The 17,302-nt window shown below is 53.5% G+C and carries 20 protein-coding genes; 17 read left to right on the top strand and 3 right to left on the bottom strand.

The features are described from left to right. Position 1 precedes the first annotated feature (1 nt). Positions 2 to 982 (bottom strand): LacI family DNA-binding transcriptional regulator, encoded by a 981-nt coding sequence (locus JK231_RS18905; protein WP_160834617.1) that lies wholly within the window; start codon positions 980 to 982, stop codon positions 2 to 4. Positions 983 to 1,218: 236 nt separating this feature from the next. Here JK231_RS18905 and tauA point away from each other — a divergent pair, with 236 nt between their 5' ends. From tauA to tauD, 4 genes are read left to right on the top strand one after another with little or no spacing between them, the layout of a single operon-like run. Further along, on the top strand, positions 1,219 to 2,196 hold the full coding sequence (gene tauA / locus JK231_RS18910; RefSeq protein ID WP_211729244.1) for a taurine ABC transporter substrate-binding protein: 978 nt from the start codon (positions 1,219 to 1,221) through the stop codon (positions 2,194 to 2,196). A gap of 10 nt (positions 2,197 to 2,206) precedes the next feature. Beyond that, positions 2,207 to 2,974: a taurine ABC transporter ATP-binding subunit gene (gene tauB / locus JK231_RS18915; RefSeq protein ID WP_097119696.1), complete on the top strand. Its 768-nt coding sequence runs from the start codon at positions 2,207 to 2,209 to the stop codon at positions 2,972 to 2,974. After that, on the top strand, positions 2,971 to 3,798 hold the full coding sequence (tauC, locus tag JK231_RS18920) for a taurine ABC transporter permease TauC (RefSeq protein WP_211729245.1): 828 nt from the start codon (positions 2,971 to 2,973) through the stop codon (positions 3,796 to 3,798). The genes tauB and tauC overlap by 4 nt, the downstream gene beginning before the upstream one ends. Beyond that, positions 3,795 to 4,634: a taurine dioxygenase gene (gene tauD / locus JK231_RS18925; protein WP_211729246.1), complete on the top strand. Its 840-nt coding sequence runs from the start codon at positions 3,795 to 3,797 to the stop codon at positions 4,632 to 4,634. Before tauC ends, tauD begins: the two co-directional genes overlap by 4 nt. A 226-nt stretch (positions 4,635 to 4,860) precedes the next feature. Here the strand turns inward: tauD and JK231_RS18930 are convergent, their stop codons facing one another. Beyond that, on the bottom strand, positions 4,861 to 6,765 hold the full coding sequence (locus JK231_RS18930; protein WP_211729247.1) for an ABC transporter ATP-binding protein: 1,905 nt from the start codon (positions 6,763 to 6,765) through the stop codon (positions 4,861 to 4,863). Between the two features lie 115 nt (positions 6,766 to 6,880). Here JK231_RS18930 and kefG point away from each other — a divergent pair, with 115 nt between their 5' ends. From kefG to slyD, 4 genes are all read left to right on the top strand, one after another. Then, positions 6,881 to 7,432, top strand: coding sequence for a glutathione-regulated potassium-efflux system ancillary protein KefG (gene kefG, locus JK231_RS18935; RefSeq protein WP_034830789.1), 552 nt, complete (start codon positions 6,881 to 6,883; stop codon positions 7,430 to 7,432). Then, the gene (kefB, locus tag JK231_RS18940) at positions 7,432 to 9,234 is read left to right on the top strand and encodes a glutathione-regulated potassium-efflux system protein KefB (RefSeq protein ID WP_211729248.1); all 1,803 of its coding nucleotides are present in this window, start codon (positions 7,432 to 7,434) and stop codon (positions 9,232 to 9,234) included. Before kefG ends, kefB begins: the two co-directional genes overlap by 1 nt. A 46-nt stretch (positions 9,235 to 9,280) precedes the next feature. Further along, a complete protein-coding gene (locus JK231_RS18945) occupies positions 9,281 to 9,475 on the top strand; it encodes a YheV family putative zinc ribbon protein (protein ID WP_034830784.1) in 195 nt (64 codons plus the stop codon). Positions 9,476 to 9,668: 193 nt separating this feature from the next. Continuing rightward, the gene (gene slyD / locus JK231_RS18950) at positions 9,669 to 10,223 is read left to right on the top strand and encodes a peptidylprolyl isomerase (RefSeq protein ID WP_034830781.1); all 555 of its coding nucleotides are present in this window, start codon (positions 9,669 to 9,671) and stop codon (positions 10,221 to 10,223) included. A gap of 46 nt (positions 10,224 to 10,269) precedes the next feature. Here the strand turns inward: slyD and JK231_RS18955 are convergent, their stop codons facing one another. Continuing rightward, a complete protein-coding gene (locus JK231_RS18955) occupies positions 10,270 to 10,488 on the bottom strand; it encodes a SlyX family protein (protein WP_034830802.1) in 219 nt (72 codons plus the stop codon). 279 nt (positions 10,489 to 10,767) lie between these two features. Here JK231_RS18955 and fkpA point away from each other — a divergent pair, with 279 nt between their 5' ends. The 9 genes from fkpA to JK231_RS19000 form a co-directional block, all read left to right on the top strand. Then, a complete protein-coding gene (gene fkpA / locus JK231_RS18960) occupies positions 10,768 to 11,598 on the top strand; it encodes an FKBP-type peptidyl-prolyl cis-trans isomerase (RefSeq protein ID WP_045833796.1) in 831 nt (276 codons plus the stop codon). A 268-nt stretch (positions 11,599 to 11,866) separates the two neighbouring features. Continuing rightward, on the top strand, positions 11,867 to 12,589 hold the full coding sequence (locus tag JK231_RS18965; protein WP_034830776.1) for a transcriptional regulator: 723 nt from the start codon (positions 11,867 to 11,869) through the stop codon (positions 12,587 to 12,589). Next, on the top strand, positions 12,589 to 12,975 hold the full coding sequence (tusD, locus tag JK231_RS18970; RefSeq protein WP_160834688.1) for a sulfurtransferase complex subunit TusD: 387 nt from the start codon (positions 12,589 to 12,591) through the stop codon (positions 12,973 to 12,975). Before JK231_RS18965 ends, tusD begins: the two co-directional genes overlap by 1 nt. Continuing rightward, positions 12,975 to 13,334, top strand: a complete 360-nt coding sequence (gene tusC, locus JK231_RS18975; RefSeq protein WP_034830771.1) for a sulfurtransferase complex subunit TusC — start codon at positions 12,975 to 12,977, stop codon at positions 13,332 to 13,334. The genes tusD and tusC overlap by 1 nt, the downstream gene beginning before the upstream one ends. A 9-nt stretch (positions 13,335 to 13,343) precedes the next feature. Continuing rightward, positions 13,344 to 13,631, top strand: a complete 288-nt coding sequence (tusB, locus tag JK231_RS18980; protein ID WP_211729249.1) for a sulfurtransferase complex subunit TusB — start codon at positions 13,344 to 13,346, stop codon at positions 13,629 to 13,631. Positions 13,632 to 13,757: 126 nt separating this feature from the next. Beyond that, a complete protein-coding gene (gene rpsL, locus JK231_RS18985; RefSeq protein ID WP_006120575.1) occupies positions 13,758 to 14,132 on the top strand; it encodes a 30S ribosomal protein S12 in 375 nt (124 codons plus the stop codon). Between the two features lie 96 nt (positions 14,133 to 14,228). Beyond that, positions 14,229 to 14,699, top strand: a complete 471-nt coding sequence (gene rpsG, locus JK231_RS18990) for a 30S ribosomal protein S7 (RefSeq protein WP_007886246.1) — start codon at positions 14,229 to 14,231, stop codon at positions 14,697 to 14,699. 93 nt (positions 14,700 to 14,792) lie between these two features. Further along, entirely contained in the window at positions 14,793 to 16,907 is a 2,115-nt protein-coding gene (fusA, locus tag JK231_RS18995; protein ID WP_034830766.1) for an elongation factor G, read from the top strand. Positions 16,908 to 16,976: 69 nt separating this feature from the next. Next, the coding region (locus JK231_RS19000; RefSeq protein ID WP_249221757.1) for a GTP-binding protein at positions 16,977 to 17,302 on the top strand (326 nt) is incomplete at its 3' end.

The following is a 17,302-nucleotide window of genomic DNA, read 5'->3' on the forward strand; positions in this document are numbered from 1 at the left end:
GTTAGCTGGAGGCGCGTTCAACGCGCTTCCAGGGTAACACCTCACGCACCACTTCACTGTGCGGCTGGCGGATGCGGTTCAGTAACAGCTGAACACTGCGTGCACCCAGCCGATTCATCGGTTGTTCGATGGTGGTCAGCGGTGGATTGAGGCTGCTGGTGAAGGGAATACCATCAAACCCCACGACAGCGAGATCTTCCGGAATGCGCAATCCGGCCTCCAGCGCGGCGTGAATCACGCCAACCGCCAGCACATCTGAGACCGCAAACACGGCGTCTGGTCGCTCCGGTCTTGCCAGCAGTTCACGCAGGGCGGCACTGCCCGCTTCACACGAAATGTTTTCCGCGTAAGCCACGCCACCCCAATTCAGTTCCAGCTGCTCCAGCGCTTCGCGATAGCCACTTTCACGCTGATGGGAATAGAGATAGCGCATATCACAATTCACCAGTGCGATACGTCTGCGACCTTTGCTGGCCAGATAGCGCACGGTTTCAAACGCCGCTTCTTTATTATCAATGGTGACACTTGAGGCGGGAATGGCCGGATCGTATTCGGCGCATTGCACCCAGGGTGCGTCACCAATCAAACCTTTTAACTGCTGCAAGCAGGCGGCGGCATCCATGGTGATCACACCGTCAACCACTTTACCGCTTAACAACGCCAGATAAGCGGCTTCGCGTGGCAACTGTGAGGCCGAATTGCACAGCAAGATGTGATAACCCTGCGCTTCGGCTTCAGCTTCAATACCTTGCACCACACGTGAGCAGAAGGGATTAGTGATGTCTGAAATTAACACCAGCAACATATGACTTTGGGCAGTACGCAGCTGGCGGGCCAGCAGATTAGGCTGATAGTCACAGTGATTGATGGCCGCCAATACTTTCTCTCGCGTATCTGTACGCACGCCGGGATGCTGGTTCAACACCCGAGAAACCGTGGCTTTAGATACGCCAGCAAGACGGGCAACTTTCTCAATCGACATGGATTTCAGTACCGCCAGTAGAGGTGAAAAATCAGAAGCCTATCAATAGCACAGTCGCTATGTGAGCGTGTGACATATTTCCGTCTTTACGCCTTCTTTGCATTTGCGCATTTCGCATAGCGTTGCCCGATGTTGATCTAAGAACAGATTTTCATTAGGGATAATTTTTAATTCCTTTATGAAATTACAGCCGCTGGAGAAACTGCCATCACGACATAACTTTGGGGTGAATGATGATGGCAGTAAAAAAAACGATAACGGCAGTGGCGGCAGCATTGGCCCTGATGGCATTCCAGGCACAGGCGGTCAACGTCACCGTGGCATATCAAACCTCGGCGGAACCGGCCAAAGTGGCGCAGGCCGATAACACCTTTGCTAAAGAGAGTGGCGCGACGGTCGACTGGCGCAAGTTTGATAGCGGTGCCAGCGTGCTGCGGGCATTGGCTTCTGGTGATGTGCAAATCGGTAATATCGGGTCTAGCCCGCTGGCAGTGGCGGCAACACAGCAGTTGCCCATCGAAGCTTTCTTACTGGCATCACAGCTTGGCAATTCCGAAGCGCTGGTGGTCAAAAAATCCATCACCAGTCCCAGAGATCTGATTGGCAAACGCATCGCCGTGCCCTTCATCTCCACCACCCATTACAGCCTGCTGTCAGCGCTCAAACATTGGGGCATCAAGCCATCGCAGGTGCAGTTAGTGAATCTGCAACCGCCAGCCATTATTGCAGCGTGGAAACGCGGTGATATCGACGGCGCGTACGTCTGGTCACCGGCGGTAAACGAGCTGGAAAAGGATGGCACGGTGTTAACCGACTCTTCACAGGTGGGCAAATGGGGATCGCCAACGCTGGATGTGTGGGTGGTACGCAAAGATTTCGCTCAGCAGCATCCTGAAGTGGTCACCGCTTTCGCGCGCAGTGCGATTGAGGCACAGCAAGCCTACATTGCGAATCCAGAACAGTGGCTCAAGCAGCCCGACAATCTCAGCAAACTGGCGCGCCTGAGTGGCGTACCGGAAAGCGATGTGCCGGTTCTGGTGCAAGGCAATACCTACCTGACCGCACAGCAGCAGGTGGAACAGCTGGGCAAGTCAGTGAACAAAGCCATTGTTGATACCGCGCGCTTCCTGAAAGAGCAGGGCAAAGTGCCGGATGCCGCTAATGATTACAGCAGCTTTGTCACCACGCGCTTTGTCGCGCCTTTGGCGAAATAACGGAGGCCGTATGCTCAGCATCACCAATCTGAATGCACGTTACGCCGGACAACCCGCGCTGCAGGATATCAACCTGCAGCTGGAACAACGCGACCTGCTGGTGGTGCTGGGACCGTCAGGCTGTGGCAAAACCACCTTACTGAACTTGATCGCCGGATTCCTGCCGCTGGAGTCAGGCAGTATCACGCTGGATGGCAAAGCGGTAAATGGACCGGGCGCAGAACGTGGCGTGGTGTTTCAGAACGAAGGGCTACTGCCGTGGCGTAACGTGATCGATAACGTGGCGTTTGGCTTGCAGCTGGCGGGAATGGACAAGGCTGAACGCCACACCATTGCTCGCCGTTTAATCCGCAAAGTCGGACTGGAAGGGGCAGAAAAGCGTTTTGTCTGGCAGCTCTCTGGGGGGCAACGTCAGCGCGTGGGGATTGCGCGTGCGCTGGCGGCTGATCCTCAGTTGCTGCTGTTAGATGAGCCGTTTGGTGCGCTGGATGCCTTTACACGCGAACAGATGCAAACCCTGCTGCTGACGCTGTGGCGTGATACCGGCAAACAGATTCTGCTGATTACCCACGATATTGAAGAAGCGGTGTTTCTTGCCAGCGAACTGGTGCTGCTGTCGCCGGGGCCAGGCCGTGTGGTTGAGCGCATCAAACTCGACTTCGGTCAGCGCTTCGCTGCGGGTGAACCGTGCCGCAGTATCAAATCCGACCCGGCCTTTATCGAGCGCCGTGAATATGTGCTGAATCAGGTCTTTTCCCAGCGGGAGGCGTTTGTATGAGCGCGGTGATTGATGAGAAAACCCAGACTCGCCGACGCACGTTGCGCTGGCCTTTTTCACCGCAGTTTTCCCTGAGCTTGCTGAGTGTAGCCGTGCTGCTGCTGGTGTGGTGGAGCGTGACGGCGCTCAATTTGGTGGCACCGCTATTTCTGCCGCCGCCCCAGCAGGTGCTGCAAAAGCTGCTGCTGATCGCCAGCCCGCAAGGCTTTATGGATGCGACCCTATGGCAGCATCTGGGCGCCAGCCTGACGCGCATGCTGGTGGCGCTGTTCTTCGCTGCGTTGATTGGCATCCCGGTGGGGATTGCAATGGGCCTGAGCCCGGCGATTCGTGGGCTGCTCGATCCGCTGATTGAACTCTATCGTCCGGTGCCGCCATTGGCCTATTTGCCGCTGATGGTGATTTGGTTTGGCATCGGCGAAACCTCGAAAATCTTACTGATCTATCTGGCGATCTTCGCGCCGGTGACGCTGTCGACGCTGGCAGGGGTGAAAAACGCTCAGCAGGTACGGATTCGCGCTGCGCAGGCACTAGGTGCTACGCGCTGGCAACTGCTGTGCTTTGTCATCCTGCCGGGCGCATTGCCTGAAATCCTTACCGGTTTACGCATTGGCCTCGGCGTGGGTTGGTCGACGCTGGTGGCCGCCGAACTGATTGCTGCCACGCGCGGACTGGGATTTATGGTGCAGTCGGCGGGCGAGTTCCTTGCCACCGATGTGGTGCTGGCCGGAATCGCCGTAATTGCCTTGATCGCTTTTAGCTTAGAACTGGGTCTGCGCGCTTTGCAGCGCCGATTAACGCCCTGGAATGGAGAACAGCAATGAACGAACGTATCACTTTTACCGCGCTGGGCCCGCATATCGGTGCGCAGGTTAGCGATCTCGATCTCAGCCGCCCGTTAAGCGACGCGCAGTTTGAGCAGCTATATCATGGTCTGCTGCGCCATCAGTTGTTGTTCCTGCGCAATCAGGTGATCACGCCGGAACAGCAGCGCGCTTTGGCGATCCGCTTCGGTGATCTGCACATCCATCCGGTGTATCCGCATGCAGAGGGGGTGGAAGAAATTATCGTGCTGGATACCCATCAGGATAATCCACCGGATAATGATAACTGGCACACCGATGTGACCTTTATTGAAACGCCGCCGGCGATTGCGATTTTAGCGTCTAAGCTGCTGCCGGAAAGCGGTGGCGATACGTTGTGGTCAACGGGTATTGCGGCCTATGAAGCGTTGTCCGAACCGTTTAAGCAACTGCTGAGCGGCTTGCAGGCGGAGCATGATTTTAAGAAGTCGTTCCAGGAGTATAAGTACCGCAAGACGGAAGAAGAGCATCAGCGCTGGCAGCAAGCGGTCGCCAAACATCCGCCGGTGCAGCATCCGGTGATTCGTACCCATCCGGTGAGCGGGCGCAAGGCGCTGTTTGTCAATGAAGGCTTCACGACGCGTTTACTGGGATTGAGTGAGAAGGAGAGCGAAGCACTGCTGAATTTCCTGTTCTGGCACACGGCAAAACCGGAGTTTCAGGTGCGCTGGCGCTGGCAGGAGAATGATGTGGCTATTTGGGATAACCGCGTCACGCAGCATTATGCGAATGCCGATTACTATCCGGCGCGGCGAGTAATGCATCGGGCGACGGTGTTAGGGGATGTTCCGTTTTAAAAGAGTGCGGTGGTTAACCAGGTCGGCCTAAATGCCGACCTGTCGGCAGAAGTTGAACAAGAATACCGGACTTACAACAGACGCTGAGCATCCACGAAATCCGCACCAGACATACTTGCCTGACAGCAGAAGCTGAACAAGAATGCTGGCCTTCCAGAGATGCGAACCCTGCCTGCTGATCTTACAGCAGGCACTCACCCTGCAGGGGCAGCATGGATGCTGAACACTAATTCGCCAGCATTTGCTCCAGTTGTTCCTGGGCATCCAGCCAGGCCATTTCAACGTCTTCCAGCGCCGATTTGCTTTCAGCCTGACGTTGCAGCGCCGAGGTTAAATCGGCCTTACGGCTCTGATCGTAAATTGCACTGTCTGACAGCATCGCTTCCGCTTCGCGGAGCTGGCTCTGCCACTTCGCCATCTGCTTCTCTAACTTCTCGATCTCTTTACGCAACGGCTGGGTTTGCGCGCGCAGTTCAGCATCGCGGCGTTTCTGATCTTTACGAGACTGGGCGCTGTTGGCGTTATCCTGCTTCGGTGCAGCATCCTGCTGGGCTTGCTGCTTTTGCAGATCGCTCAACCACTGCTGGTAATCATCGAGATCGCCTTCAAACACATCGACTTTGCGGTCATGCACCAGATAGAGATCGTCGGTTGTGGATCGTAGTAAATGACGGTCATGCGAAACCACCACCAGCGCACCCTCGAAATCAATCAGCGCTTCGGTCAATGCCTGACGCATGTCGAGATCAAGGTGGTTGGTCGGTTCATCGAGTAGCAGCAGATTTGGACGTTGCCAGACGATCAGTGCCAGCACCAGTCGCGCTTTTTCACCGCCTGAGAAACGTTCAGTGATTTCACTGACTTTATCACCCTGGAAACCGAAGCCGCCCAGATAATCACGCAGCTGTTGTTCCAGCGTTTGTGGCGCAATACGGGCCAGATGCTGCAATGGCGATTCATCGGCGCGCAGGTATTCAAGTTGATGCTGAGCGAAGTAGCCAAGCTTGATGCCTTTTGCCAGGCCAACTTTGCCATCCAGCGCTTCAATTTCACCGGCCAGCAGTTTGATCAGCGTTGATTTACCCGCGCCGTTACGGCCGAGTAGACCAATGCGTGAACCCGGCACCAGATTGAGTTTGATGGCATCAAGAATGATGCGTTCGCCGTAACCCGCCGTGACTTTCTCCATTTTCAATAATGGATTGGGCAGGCTCTCTGGTGCGCGGAAGCTGAAGCTAAACGGGTTATCGACGTGAGCCGGGGCAATTAACTCCATGCGCTCCAGCATCTTGATACGGCTCTGCGCCTGTTTGGCTTTAGTGGCCTGGGCGCGGAAGCGATCGATGTACTTTTGCAGGTGCTGTACTTTTTCCTGCTGGCTCTGGAACAACGCCTGCTGCTGCGCCAGTTTGGCGACGCGCTGGCGCTCGAACGAGCTATAGTTGCCGGTGTATTCGAACATCGTCTGCTGTTCGATATGAATGATTTTATCCACCACCGGATCAAGGAAGTCACGGTCATGCGAGATGAGGATCAGCGTGCCTTCATAGCTTTTCAACCAGCGCTCTAGCCAGATAACAGCGTCAAGATCGAGGTGGTTAGTCGGCTCATCCAGTAGTAGCAGATCGGATCGGCACACCAGCGCTTGCGCAAGGTTAAGGCGCATGCGCCAGCCACCGGAGAAATCACTCACCGGCCGCATTAATTGTTCCTGGCTAAAGCCCAATCCGTGCAGCAGGCTGGAGGCGCGAGCATGTATGCTCCACGCCTGAATTGCATCCAGCTTGCCATGCAGCAGAGCGATGGCGTTGCCGTCATCCCTGGCGTTGGCATCAGCTAATTCGGATTCAAGCTGACGATATTCGCGGTCGCCGTCGATAACATATTCCAGCGCGGCTTTAGTGAGGGCCGGGGTTTCCTGGTTCACCCATGCCAGCGCCCAGTTACCTGGAAAAGTGAAATTGCCTGCATCACTGCTAATTTCGCCCTTCAGGAGCGACAGCAGCGTGGATTTTCCACAGCCGTTCTTACCCACCAAACCGACTTTTTGGCCGGGATTAATGGTGGCTGTTGCGTTGTCCAGCAGCACGTTAGTGCCGCGGCGTATTTGTAATGCGGAAAAGACAATCATAAGCGCCGTATCGTCAGAATATGTTAATTTATCGGCAACATAATTCAATAATGGTTAGTTGCGTCGAGCATGGTAGCGGAATTCCGTTGCGGTGACGACGCTTTGGAGGGGAACGATGTCGCAGCCACCCAAAATTTTGCTGCTTTACGCCCATCCGGAAACACAGGATTCGATTGCTAATCGGGTTTTGCTGCAGTCGGCTATGGAACTGGACCACGTCACGGTGCACGATTTATACGCCCACTATCCGGATTTTTTCATTGATATTCATTACGAGCAGCAGCTGTTGCGCGAACACCAAATCATCGTTTTCCAGCATCCGTTGTATACCTATAGCTGCCCGGCTTTGCTGAAAGAGTGGCTGGATCGCGTGTTGTCGCGTGGGTTTGCCAGCGGCCAGGACGGGAATGCGCTGGAGGGCAAGTACTGGCGCAGCGTGGTGACCACCGGAGAACCGGAAACCGCGTATCACCATAACGGCCTGAATCGTTATCCGATGAGCGATATCATGCGTCCGTTTGAGCTGACGGCGCAGATGTGTCGTATGCATTGGATGACGCCGATGGTGATCTATTGGGCTCGCCGCCAGACACCGGAAGTGATGCGCAATTATGCGCGCGCCTACCGCGATTGGCTCTCTTCACCCTTGCCGCAGGGAGTGATGTGATGGAAGGTCAAACGTTACTCACTGCCGGAGTGATTTATCTGGTGGCCGCTGTGGTTGTGGTGCCGGTTGCGGCACGTCTCGGCATTGGCGCGGTGCTGGGTTATCTGCTGGCGGGTATTGCTATCGGCCCGTGGGGACTCGGGTTTATTAGTGACGTCGATGAGATTCTGCACTTCTCCGAACTCGGCGTGGTGTTCCTGATGTTCATCATCGGGCTGGAGTTGAATCCCGCCAAGCTTTGGGCGTTAAGACGTTCAATCTTTGGTGTGGGCGCTGCGCAGGTATTGGTTTCTACCGCGATTCTCGGTGTGCTGATGTGGCTGACCAACTTTAGCTGGCAAGCCGCGGTGATCGGCGGGATTGGCCTGGCAATGTCTTCGACGGCTATGGCACTGCAATTGATGCGCGATAAAGGCATGAATCGTAGCGAAGCGGGACAACTCGGCTTCTCAGTGCTCCTCTTCCAGGATTTGGCTGTCATCCCCGCATTAGCCCTCGTGCCGTTGCTGGCCGGAGGGGACAGCGGGCATGTTGACTGGCTGAAAGTGGGCATGAAGGTGCTGGCGTTTGCCGGCATGCTGGTGGGTGGCCGTTATCTGCTGCGTCCGATTTTCCGCTTTATCGCCGCTTCCGGTGTGCGTGAAGTGTTCACGGCGGCTTCATTATTACTGGTGCTGGGCTCGGCGCTGTTTATGGATATGCTAGGGCTGTCGATGGCGCTCGGCACCTTTATCGCCGGGATCCTGCTGGCCGAGAGTGAATATCGGCACGAGCTGGAAGTGGCGATCGAACCCTTCAAAGGGTTGCTGCTCGGGCTGTTCTTTATTTCCGTCGGCATGGCGCTGAATTTGGGCGTACTCTATACCCATATCGCGGAGATTATCCTTGGCGTAGTGATTCTCGTGGCGGTCAAGACGCTGGTGCTCTATGTGCTGGGCCGTATTTATGGTTTACGCAGTTCCGAGCGCCTGCAGTTTGCCGGGGTGCTTAGCCAGGGCGGTGAATTTGCTTTTGTGCTGTTTTCAGCGGCCTCGTCGGCCAAACTGTTTAGCGGCGATCAATTACCACTGTTGCTGGTGACGGTGACGCTGTCGATGATGACCACACCGCTGTTGATGCAAGGGGTGGATAAAATTCTCGCACGTCGGTTCAATGAGCCCGATGATGACAATGAGAAGCCGTTTGTCGAAGATGATCAGCCGCAGGTCATTGTGGTTGGCTTTGGTCGTTTTGGTCAGGTGGTGGGCCGCTTGCTGATGGCTAACAATAAGCGTATTACGGTGCTGGAGCGTGACATCTCGGCTGTCAGCCTGATGCGCAAATATGGCTATAAGGTTTACTACGGCGATGCCACTGAGCTTGAGTTACTGCGTGCTGCCGGTGCGGAGAATGCACAATCCATTGTGATTACCTGCAATGATCCGGAAGATTCGATGTCCATCGTTCACCTTTGCCAGCAGCACTTCCCGCAGCTGGAAATTCTGGCGCGTGCGCGTGGCCGTGTGGAAGCCCATGAATTACTGCAAGCGGGCGTAACGTTGTTCTCGCGTGAAACCTTCTCCAGTGCGCTGGAGTTAGGGCGCAAGACGCTGATCTCATTGGGGATGCATCCACATCAGGCACAGCGCGCGCAGCAGCATTTCCGTCGCCTCGATATGCGCATGCTGCGTGAACTGGTACCCAGTCATGATGACAGTGCGCAGGTTTCACGCGTGCGTGAAGCTCGTCGTGAGTTAGAAGACATCTTCCAGCGCGAAATGCAGCATGAAAAACGCCAGATTGACGGTTGGGATGACGAGTAGGACTACACTTAACATATCCGTTGCTTAATAGCGGGCAGGAAAGAGTATGCGTAAACGTTTTATTGCTGGTGCGGTATGTCCGCAATGTCAGGAAAAAGACACGCTGGCGTTGTGGCGTGAAAACAATGTCGAAGTGGTGGAGTGCGTGCAGTGCGGCCATCAAATGCGTGAAGCGGATAAACAAGTTCGCGATAAGGTGCGCAGCAATGAGCAAGTGATCGGCATTTTTCATCCTGAGTAGCAGAATGGCGCAGCTTTTTTTAAGCTTAAACTTACAGCGGGATTGAATTCCGCTACAATCGGCGCCATTAACGCTGAGCAGTATGCAGCAACACATTTGTTGGCATCCTCAGTCTTGAACCTTTCTGGTTGGTTATTGCACGCAAAATAGACCAATGAGACGGGATCTCAGTTCTCAACGGTTAGGAGATATCATGAAAGTAGCAAAAGACCTGGTGGTGAGCCTGGCGTATCAGGTTCGTACCGAAGACGGTGTGTTGGTTGACGAGTCACCGGTGAGTGCACCGTTGGACTATCTGCACGGTCATGGTTCCCTGATTTCTGGTCTGGAAAAAGCGCTGGAAAATCACGCGGTTGGCGATAAGTTTGATGTGCATATTCCGGCAAACGACGCTTACGGTCAGTACGATGACAACCTGGTGCAGCGTGTACCAAAAGACGTGTTCATGGGCGTCGATGAACTGCAGGTTGGCATGCGCTTCCTGGCAGAAACCGATCAGGGTCCAGTGCCGGTTGAAATCACTGAAGTGGAAGACGAGCACGTTGTGGTTGATGGTAACCACATGCTGGCGGGTCAGAACCTGAACTTCAACGTGGAAGTGGTAGCGATCCGTGAAGCAACGGAAGAAGAAATCGCACACGGCCATGTACATGGTGCAGATGGTCATCATCATGACCACGATCACGACCATGGTCACGATCACGGCCAGGGCGGTTGTGGTACTGGCGGTTGCGGTTGCAGCCACTAAGTTCTGCATTGAACAACAAAAGGCCACCTTCAGGTGGCCTTTTGCTTTAATAGTGCGGTGGTGGCGTCTCTTCGGACTGCGAAGCAATCGGTGAAGGTGTCGCGGCTTTCACTTTATCCACTAATAAACGTACCTGTTCGCGCATACGACTCATCTCCAGTTCATGTTGAGTCACCGTCAGATTGAGCTGATCGATGGTGTGCTCCTGAAATGCCAGTTTGCTCTCCAGCGCCTCAAGGCGTTGTTCCCACTCTTCATGCTGCATCATTTCTTCTCCTGTCACGGTGCTGCGCCTGGCGCGTATCGGGCGTGATTCTACGGTCTTTAGCGGCAGAATCACCCGATTTTTAACCTTTATGGGGCTTTGCGGTTGAAATCAGCGCTAATGCCTTCATCTCTGGTGAAACTTCCTGATGCAAAAAAGGTCGGATGTTAAGCGGGTAATTACGTTGTGGGAGTGTTCGCCGCTGCCACGTAAAGTTATAGTGTGGGCCACTGTCCGCAATGATTCCCGAGGTTTAGATGCTTCGGTTTTGGAGAAAGGATGAAATCACTGTTTAAAGTCACATTGTTAGCTACCACCATGGCCATTGCGCTGAATGCACCGCTGGCAATGGCAGCTGAAACCGCTGCGGCTCCGGCTGACGCTGCTCAGGCAGCACCGCAGGCACCGAAAAATGCTGCCTTCAAAAACGAAGACCAGCAGTCAGCTTATGCGCTGGGTGCTTCTTTGGGTCGCTACATGGACAACTCTCTGAAGGAACAAGAGAAACTGGGCATCAAACTGGACAAAGATCAGTTGATCGCAGGTGTTCAGGATGCATTCGGTGGCAAGAGCAAACTGTCTGATCAAGAGATCGAGCAGACACTGCAAGCCTTCGAAGGCCGCGTGAAAGGCGCTGCACAGGCGAAGATGGAAAAAGACGCGAAAGAGAACTCTGACAAGGGTGCCGCTTACGCTGATAAATTCGCCAAAGAAAAAGGCGTGAAGAAAACTGAATCTGGCTTGCTGTATCAGGTTGAGAAAGAAGGCACCGGTGACGCACCTAAAGACAGCGACACCGTCGTCGTGAACTATAAAGGTACGCTGATCGACGGTACCGAGTTCGATAACTCTTACACCCGTGGCGAGCCACTGTCATTCCGTCTCGACGGCGTGATCCCAGGCTGGACCGAAGGTCTGAAGCACGTGAAGAAAGGCGGCAAGATCAAGCTGGTGATCCCACCGAACCTGGCTTACGGCAAAAATGGCGTTCCGGGCATTCCGGCCAACTCAACGCTGGTATTTGATGTTGAGCTGCTGGATATCAAGCCAGCGCCAAAAGCGGATGAGAAAGCACAGGCTCCGGCCGCTGCTGATAAGAAAGCGCAGTAATCTGCTTGCGCTTCTGACGCCGCCTCCGGGCGGCGTTTTTATTTGTCCGCCAGACTTGAGCTGCGCTGGCTGTGCTCGCCATCCTCACTCATGCTCAGGGCATGAACCAACATGCCGTCTTGCAGCAACCCAAATTGTTTAGGGGAATGAGTAAAGCTCTGGCTAAACATCCCGACATTTGCCAGACTAGCGCCTGCACAACTATCACAATATGAGTCTGCCCCAAAGCTGTCGAGACAGGCTCCAGCCATTTAGGGTAATGTCTTCGATGTCTAATCCATTCAATCCCGGTGAACTGACTGACTTCGATTTACTGGAGCAACGTCCGTTTGAGCAAGCCGATTACGATATTCTCAAATCTTACGAAGCCGTCGTTGATGGCCTCGCGATGCTGATCGGCTCGCACTGCGAAATCGTGCTGCACTCACTGGAAGATTTGAAATGCTCCGCCGTGCGCATCGCCAACGGTGAACATACCGGCCGTAAAGTGGGCTCGCCGATTACCGATTTGGCACTGCGCATGCTGCACGATATGCATGGCGCTGACAGCAATGTGTCCCGTGCTTACTTCACGCGCGCTAAGAGCGGCGTGCTGATGAAATCGGTCACCATCGCGATTCGCAATCGTCAGCAGCGCGTGATTGGCCTGCTGTGTATTAACATGAACCTTGATGTGCCGTTCTCGCAGATTATGTCGACCTTTATGCCGCCGGAAATGCAGCAGGTAGATTCCAACGTCAACTTTGCCAGCTCAGTCGAAGACCTGGTGATGCAAACGCTGGAATTTACCATTGAGGAAGTGAGCAACGACCGCAATGTGTCGAACAACGCCAAGAATCGCCAGATTGTGCTCAACCTGTACGAGAAGGGAATTTTTGATATCAAGGATGCGATTAACCAGGTGGCCGATCGTCTCAATATTTCCAAACACACGGTTTATCTCTACATCCGCCAGTTCAAAAGTGGAGACTTCCAGGGGCAGGATCGCTAATGCGCTATACCTTGCTGGTAACGGGGCCAGCGTACGGTACGCAGAATGCCAGTAGTGCATTGCTGTTTGCTCGTGCGTTGCTCAAAGCAGGGCACCAGTTGGAAAGTGTTTTCTTTTATAGAGAAGGCGTGCTGAATGCCAATCAGCTCACTTCACCTGCCAGCGATGAAGTCGATGTGGTGCGCGCATGGCAGCAACTGCGCGAAGAGAGTGGTGCCGCGCTAAATATTTGCGTGGCTGCCGCATTGCGCCGTGGCGTGACGGATGAGCAGGAAGCGACGCGCTTGCAACTGGTGGGCAGTAATTTGCAGCCTGGTTTTAAACTGAGCGGCTTAGGTGCGCTGGCAGAAGCCGCGTTGAGCTGTGATCGTTTGGTGCAATTCTGATGAATCGTGTGGCATTTCTTTTCACTCAGGCACCCCACGGCAGCAGCGCGGGCAGGGAAGGGCTGGATGCGGTGCTGGCCACTGGCGCGCTCAGCGAAGACATTGGACTGTTCTTTATTGGCGATGGCGTACTGCAACTGCAACGCGCACAGCAGCCTGAGCAGATTTTGGCTCGCAACTATATCGCGACGTTCGGCGTGCTCGATCTCTACGACATCGACCAGTGTTTCGCCTGCCGAGAGTCACTTGATGCGCGCGGGCAAAGCTTGACGGCTGAACGCGTGATGACGGCTGAAGTGCTGGATGCCGCGACACTGCGCCAGAAACTCGCCACTTATCATCGAATCCTTCGTTTCTGAGAATCCAACATGCTCTACACGCTGCTGCAATCACCCTGGCAATGCGATATCGATAGCCTGTTACTGCTGATGCAGAAGGGCGACGACTTGCTGCTAATGCAGGATGGCGTCACGGCCGCGCTTGAGGGCAGCCAGATGTTCATCAAGCTGCAAGCCTCTCCGGCCGCGCTTTGGGTTCTTGAGGAAGATGTGGTCGCGCGTGGGTTGGTTGAGCAAATTTCGACCAAAGTAGCACGTTTGGACTATACTGGTTTCGTTGCGATGACGGTGAAGCACCAACAACAAGTGGCCTGGTAGCAAGGAAAACCTGGTTATTTCTTGACACCCTTTTGACACAGCCCTAAAATTCTGCCTCCTCGTAGTAATACGAGGCGATTTATTACGTGTTTACGAAGCAAAAAGCTAAATCCCAGGAGCTATTTAATGGCAACAGTTAACCAGCTGGTTCGCAAACCACGCGTACGCAAAGTTGCAAAGAGCAACGTGCCTGCGCTGGAAGCTTGCCCGCAGAAACGTGGTGTTTGTACTCGTGTGTACACCACTACCCCTAAAAAACCAAACTCAGCACTGCGTAAAGTTTGCCGTGTGCGTTTGACTAACGGTTTTGAAGTTACCTCCTACATCGGCGGTGAAGGTCATAACCTCCAGGAACACTCAGTGATCCTGATTCGTGGCGGTCGTGTTAAAGACTTGCCAGGTGTGCGTTACCACACCGTTCGCGGCGCGCTTGACTGCTCAGGTGTTAAAGACCGTAAGCAGTCACGCTCCAAGTACGGCGTGAAGAAGCCAAAGGCTTAATGGTTCTCCGTTAAGTAAGGCCAAACATTTTCACTTTAATGTCAAAATAAACTCGTAGAGTTTTGGACAATCCTGAATTAACAACGGAGTATTTCCATGCCACGTCGTCGCGTCATTGGTCAGCGTAAAATCCTGCCAGATCCTAAGTTCGGATCAGAATTGCTGGCTAAATTTGTAAACATCCTGATGGTAGATGGTAAAAAATCTACTGCAGAATCTATCGTCTATACCGCACTTGATACCCTGGCTCAACGTGCAGGTAAAGATGGTCTGGAAGCTTTCGAAGTTGCACTCGAAAACGTACGTCCGACTGTAGAAGTTAAGTCACGTCGCGTTGGTGGTTCAACCTACCAGGTTCCAGTTGAAGTCCGTCCGGTTCGTCGTAATGCTCTGGCAATGCGTTGGATCGTTGAAGCTGCTCGTAAACGCGGTGATAAATCAATGGCTCTTCGCCTGGCGAACGAACTTTCTGACGCTGCAGAGAACAAAGGTACTGCAGTTAAGAAACGTGAAGACGTTCACCGTATGGCTGAAGCCAACAAGGCGTTCGCACACTACCGCTGGTAACAGCCACGTAGTTGTTATTAACCCAGCGGGCGTCCCAGTGGCTTACCTGCTGGGCTTTTTTAACTTAGAACGTCTCAGAATCAGAGGAATCAAATGGCTCGTAAAACACCCATTGAGCGCTATCGTAACATCGGTATCAGTGCTCACATCGACGCCGGTAAAACTACCACTACCGAACGTGTTCTGTTCTACACCGGTGTAAACCACAAGATCGGTGAAGTGCATGACGGCGCCGCAACCATGGACTGGATGGAGCAGGAACAGGAACGTGGTATTACCATCACTTCCGCTGCAACCACCTGTTACTGGTCAGGTATGGCTAAGCAGTTCGAGCCACACCACGTCAACATCATTGACACCCCGGGACACGTTGACTTCACCATCGAAGTTGAGCGTTCTATGCGTGTGCTTGATGGCGCAGTAATGGTTTACTGTGCGGTTGGTGGTGTTCAGCCACAGTCTGAAACCGTATGGCGCCAGGCTAACAAATATAAAGTTCCACGCATCGCGTTCGTTAACAAAATGGACCGCATGGGTGCTAACTTCCTGAAAGTTGTTGATCAGATGAAAACGCGCCTGGGTGCAAACCCGGTTCCGCTTCAGCTGGCAATCGGCGCAGAAGAGAAATTCACCGGTGTTGTTGACCTGGTGAAAATGAAAGCCATCAACTGGAACGATGAAGATCAGGGCGTTACCTTCGTTTACGAAGATATCCCAGCTGATATGCAGGAACTGGCTGATGAATGGCGTGCGAATCTGGTTGAAGCCGCTGCAGAAGGTTCTGATGAGCTGATGGAGAAATTCTTCGGCGGTGAAGAGCTGACTGAAGAAGAGATCAAAACTTCTCTGCGTAAGCGCGTGCTGAAAAACGAAATCATCCTGGTTACCTGTGGTTCTGCATTTAAGAACAAAGGTGTTCAGGCGATGCTGGATGCGGTAGTTGAATACCTGCCAGCACCGACTGACGTTACCGCGATCAACGGTATGCTGGACGACGGTAAAGACACGCCGGCTGAGCGTCATTCTGACGACAACGAGCCGTTTGCTGCTCTGGCGTTCAAAATCGCAACCGACCCGTTTGTGGGTAACCTGACCTTCTTCCGCGTTTACTCTGGTGTTGTTAACACCGGTGACACCGTGTTCAACCCGGTTAAGTCAAACCGTGAGCGTCTGGGCCGTATCGTTCAGATGCACGCTAACAAACGTGAAGAGATCAAAGAAGTTCGTGCGGGCGACATCGCAGCTGCGATCGGCCTGAAAGATGTGACCACTGGTGACACCCTGTGTGATCCAGAAAATGTCATCATTCTTGAGCGCATGGAATTCCCAGAGCCAGTAATCTCTATCGCCGTTGAGCCGAAAACCAAAGCTGACCAGGAAAAAATGGGTCTGGCTCTGGGTCGTCTGGCAAAAGAGGATCCATCTTTCCGCGTATGGACTGATGAAGAATCTAACCAGACCATCATCGCTGGTATGGGTGAGCTGCACCTCGACATCATCGTTGACCGTATGAAGCGTGAGTTCAACGTTGAAGCGAACGTCGGTAAACCACAGGTTGCTTATCGCGAAGCGATTCGCGCTAAAATCACCGATGTTGAAGGTAAACACGCTAAGCAGTCTGGTGGTCGTGGTCAGTACGGTCATGTTGTTATCGACATGTACCCACTGGAGCCGGGTTCTAACCCTAAAGGTTACGAATTCGTCAACGACATCAAGGGTGGTGTGATTCCAACTGAATACATCCCTGCGGTTGATAAAGGTATCCAGGAGCAGCTGAAGTCTGGTCCACTGGCCGGTTACCCGGTAGTAGATCTGGGTGTTCGTCTGCACTTCGGTTCTTACCATGACGTTGACTCCTCTGAGCTGGCGTTTAAACTGGCCGCTTCTTTAGCCTTCAAAGATGGCTTTAAGAAAGCACAGCCCGTTCTGCTTGAGCCGATCATGAAGGTTGAAGTAGAGACTCCGGAAGAGAACACCGGTGACGTTATCGGTGACCTTAGCCGTCGTCGTGGTATGCTCAAAGGACAGGAATCTAACGCTACTGGCGTTCAGATCCATGCTGAAGTTCCACTGTCTGAAATGTTCGGATATGCAACCCAGCTGCGTTCTCTGACCAAAGGCCGTGCTTCTTACTCCATGGAGTTCCTGAAGTACGATGATGCGCCGAACAACGTCGCTCAGGCCGTTATTGAAGCTCGTAGCAAATAAGCTACGGTTTAAAAATTGTGAACTGATGCCTTCATGACTCATGAAGGCACAACGTAAGGAATTATCGCCATGGCGAAAGAGCAATTTCAGCGTAACAAACTGCACGTAAACGTTGGCACCATCGGTCACGTTGACCATGGTAAAACCACTCTGACTGCAGCTATCACCACCGTTCTGGCTAAAACCTACGGCGGCTCTGCTAAAGCGTTCGATCAGATCGATAACGCACCAGAAGAGAAAGCTCGTGGTATCACCATCAACACTTCACACGTTGAATATGAAACCCCGACTCGCCACTACGCGCACGTTGACTGCCCAGGCCACGCCGACTATGTGAAAAACATGATCACCGGTGCTGCGCAGATGGACGGCGCGATCCTGGTTGTTGCTGCGAC

It is taken from the genome of Pantoea sp. JGM49 (assembly GCF_018257655.1).
In the GTDB taxonomy this organism is placed as follows: domain Bacteria; phylum Pseudomonadota; class Gammaproteobacteria; order Enterobacterales; family Enterobacteriaceae; genus Pantoea; species Pantoea communis.

Excerpts from the sequence above, each read along its gene's own strand:
- fusA (WP_034830766.1), top strand. The coding sequence starts at position 14,793 with ATGGCTCGTAAAACACCCATTGAGCGCTATCGTAACATCGGTATCAGT.
- tusC (WP_034830771.1), top strand. The coding sequence starts at position 12,975 with ATGAATCGTGTGGCATTTCTTTTCACTCAGGCACCCCACGGCAGCAGC.
- kefB (WP_211729248.1), top strand. The coding sequence starts at position 7,432 with ATGGAAGGTCAAACGTTACTCACTGCCGGAGTGATTTATCTGGTGGCC.
- JK231_RS18955 (WP_034830802.1), bottom strand. The coding sequence starts at position 10,488 with ATGCAGCATGAAGAGTGGGAACAACGCCTTGAGGCGCTGGAGAGCAAA.
- tauC (WP_211729245.1), top strand. The coding sequence starts at position 2,971 with ATGAGCGCGGTGATTGATGAGAAAACCCAGACTCGCCGACGCACGTTG.
- tauD (WP_211729246.1), top strand. The coding sequence starts at position 3,795 with ATGAACGAACGTATCACTTTTACCGCGCTGGGCCCGCATATCGGTGCG.
- rpsL (WP_006120575.1), top strand. The coding sequence starts at position 13,758 with ATGGCAACAGTTAACCAGCTGGTTCGCAAACCACGCGTACGCAAAGTT.
- tusB (WP_211729249.1), top strand. The coding sequence starts at position 13,344 with ATGCTCTACACGCTGCTGCAATCACCCTGGCAATGCGATATCGATAGC.
- JK231_RS18965 (WP_034830776.1), top strand. The coding sequence starts at position 11,867 with ATGTCTAATCCATTCAATCCCGGTGAACTGACTGACTTCGATTTACTG.
- fkpA (WP_045833796.1), top strand. The coding sequence starts at position 10,768 with ATGAAATCACTGTTTAAAGTCACATTGTTAGCTACCACCATGGCCATT.
- rpsG (WP_007886246.1), top strand. The coding sequence starts at position 14,229 with ATGCCACGTCGTCGCGTCATTGGTCAGCGTAAAATCCTGCCAGATCCT.
- slyD (WP_034830781.1), top strand. The coding sequence starts at position 9,669 with ATGAAAGTAGCAAAAGACCTGGTGGTGAGCCTGGCGTATCAGGTTCGT.
- tauB (WP_097119696.1), top strand. The coding sequence starts at position 2,207 with ATGCTCAGCATCACCAATCTGAATGCACGTTACGCCGGACAACCCGCG.
- JK231_RS18930 (WP_211729247.1), bottom strand. The coding sequence starts at position 6,765 with ATGATTGTCTTTTCCGCATTACAAATACGCCGCGGCACTAACGTGCTG.
- tusD (WP_160834688.1), top strand. The coding sequence starts at position 12,589 with ATGCGCTATACCTTGCTGGTAACGGGGCCAGCGTACGGTACGCAGAAT.
- JK231_RS18945 (WP_034830784.1), top strand. The coding sequence starts at position 9,281 with ATGCGTAAACGTTTTATTGCTGGTGCGGTATGTCCGCAATGTCAGGAA.
- JK231_RS18905 (WP_160834617.1), bottom strand. The coding sequence starts at position 982 with ATGTCGATTGAGAAAGTTGCCCGTCTTGCTGGCGTATCTAAAGCCACG.
- kefG (WP_034830789.1), top strand. The coding sequence starts at position 6,881 with ATGTCGCAGCCACCCAAAATTTTGCTGCTTTACGCCCATCCGGAAACA.
- tauA (WP_211729244.1), top strand. The coding sequence starts at position 1,219 with ATGGCAGTAAAAAAAACGATAACGGCAGTGGCGGCAGCATTGGCCCTG.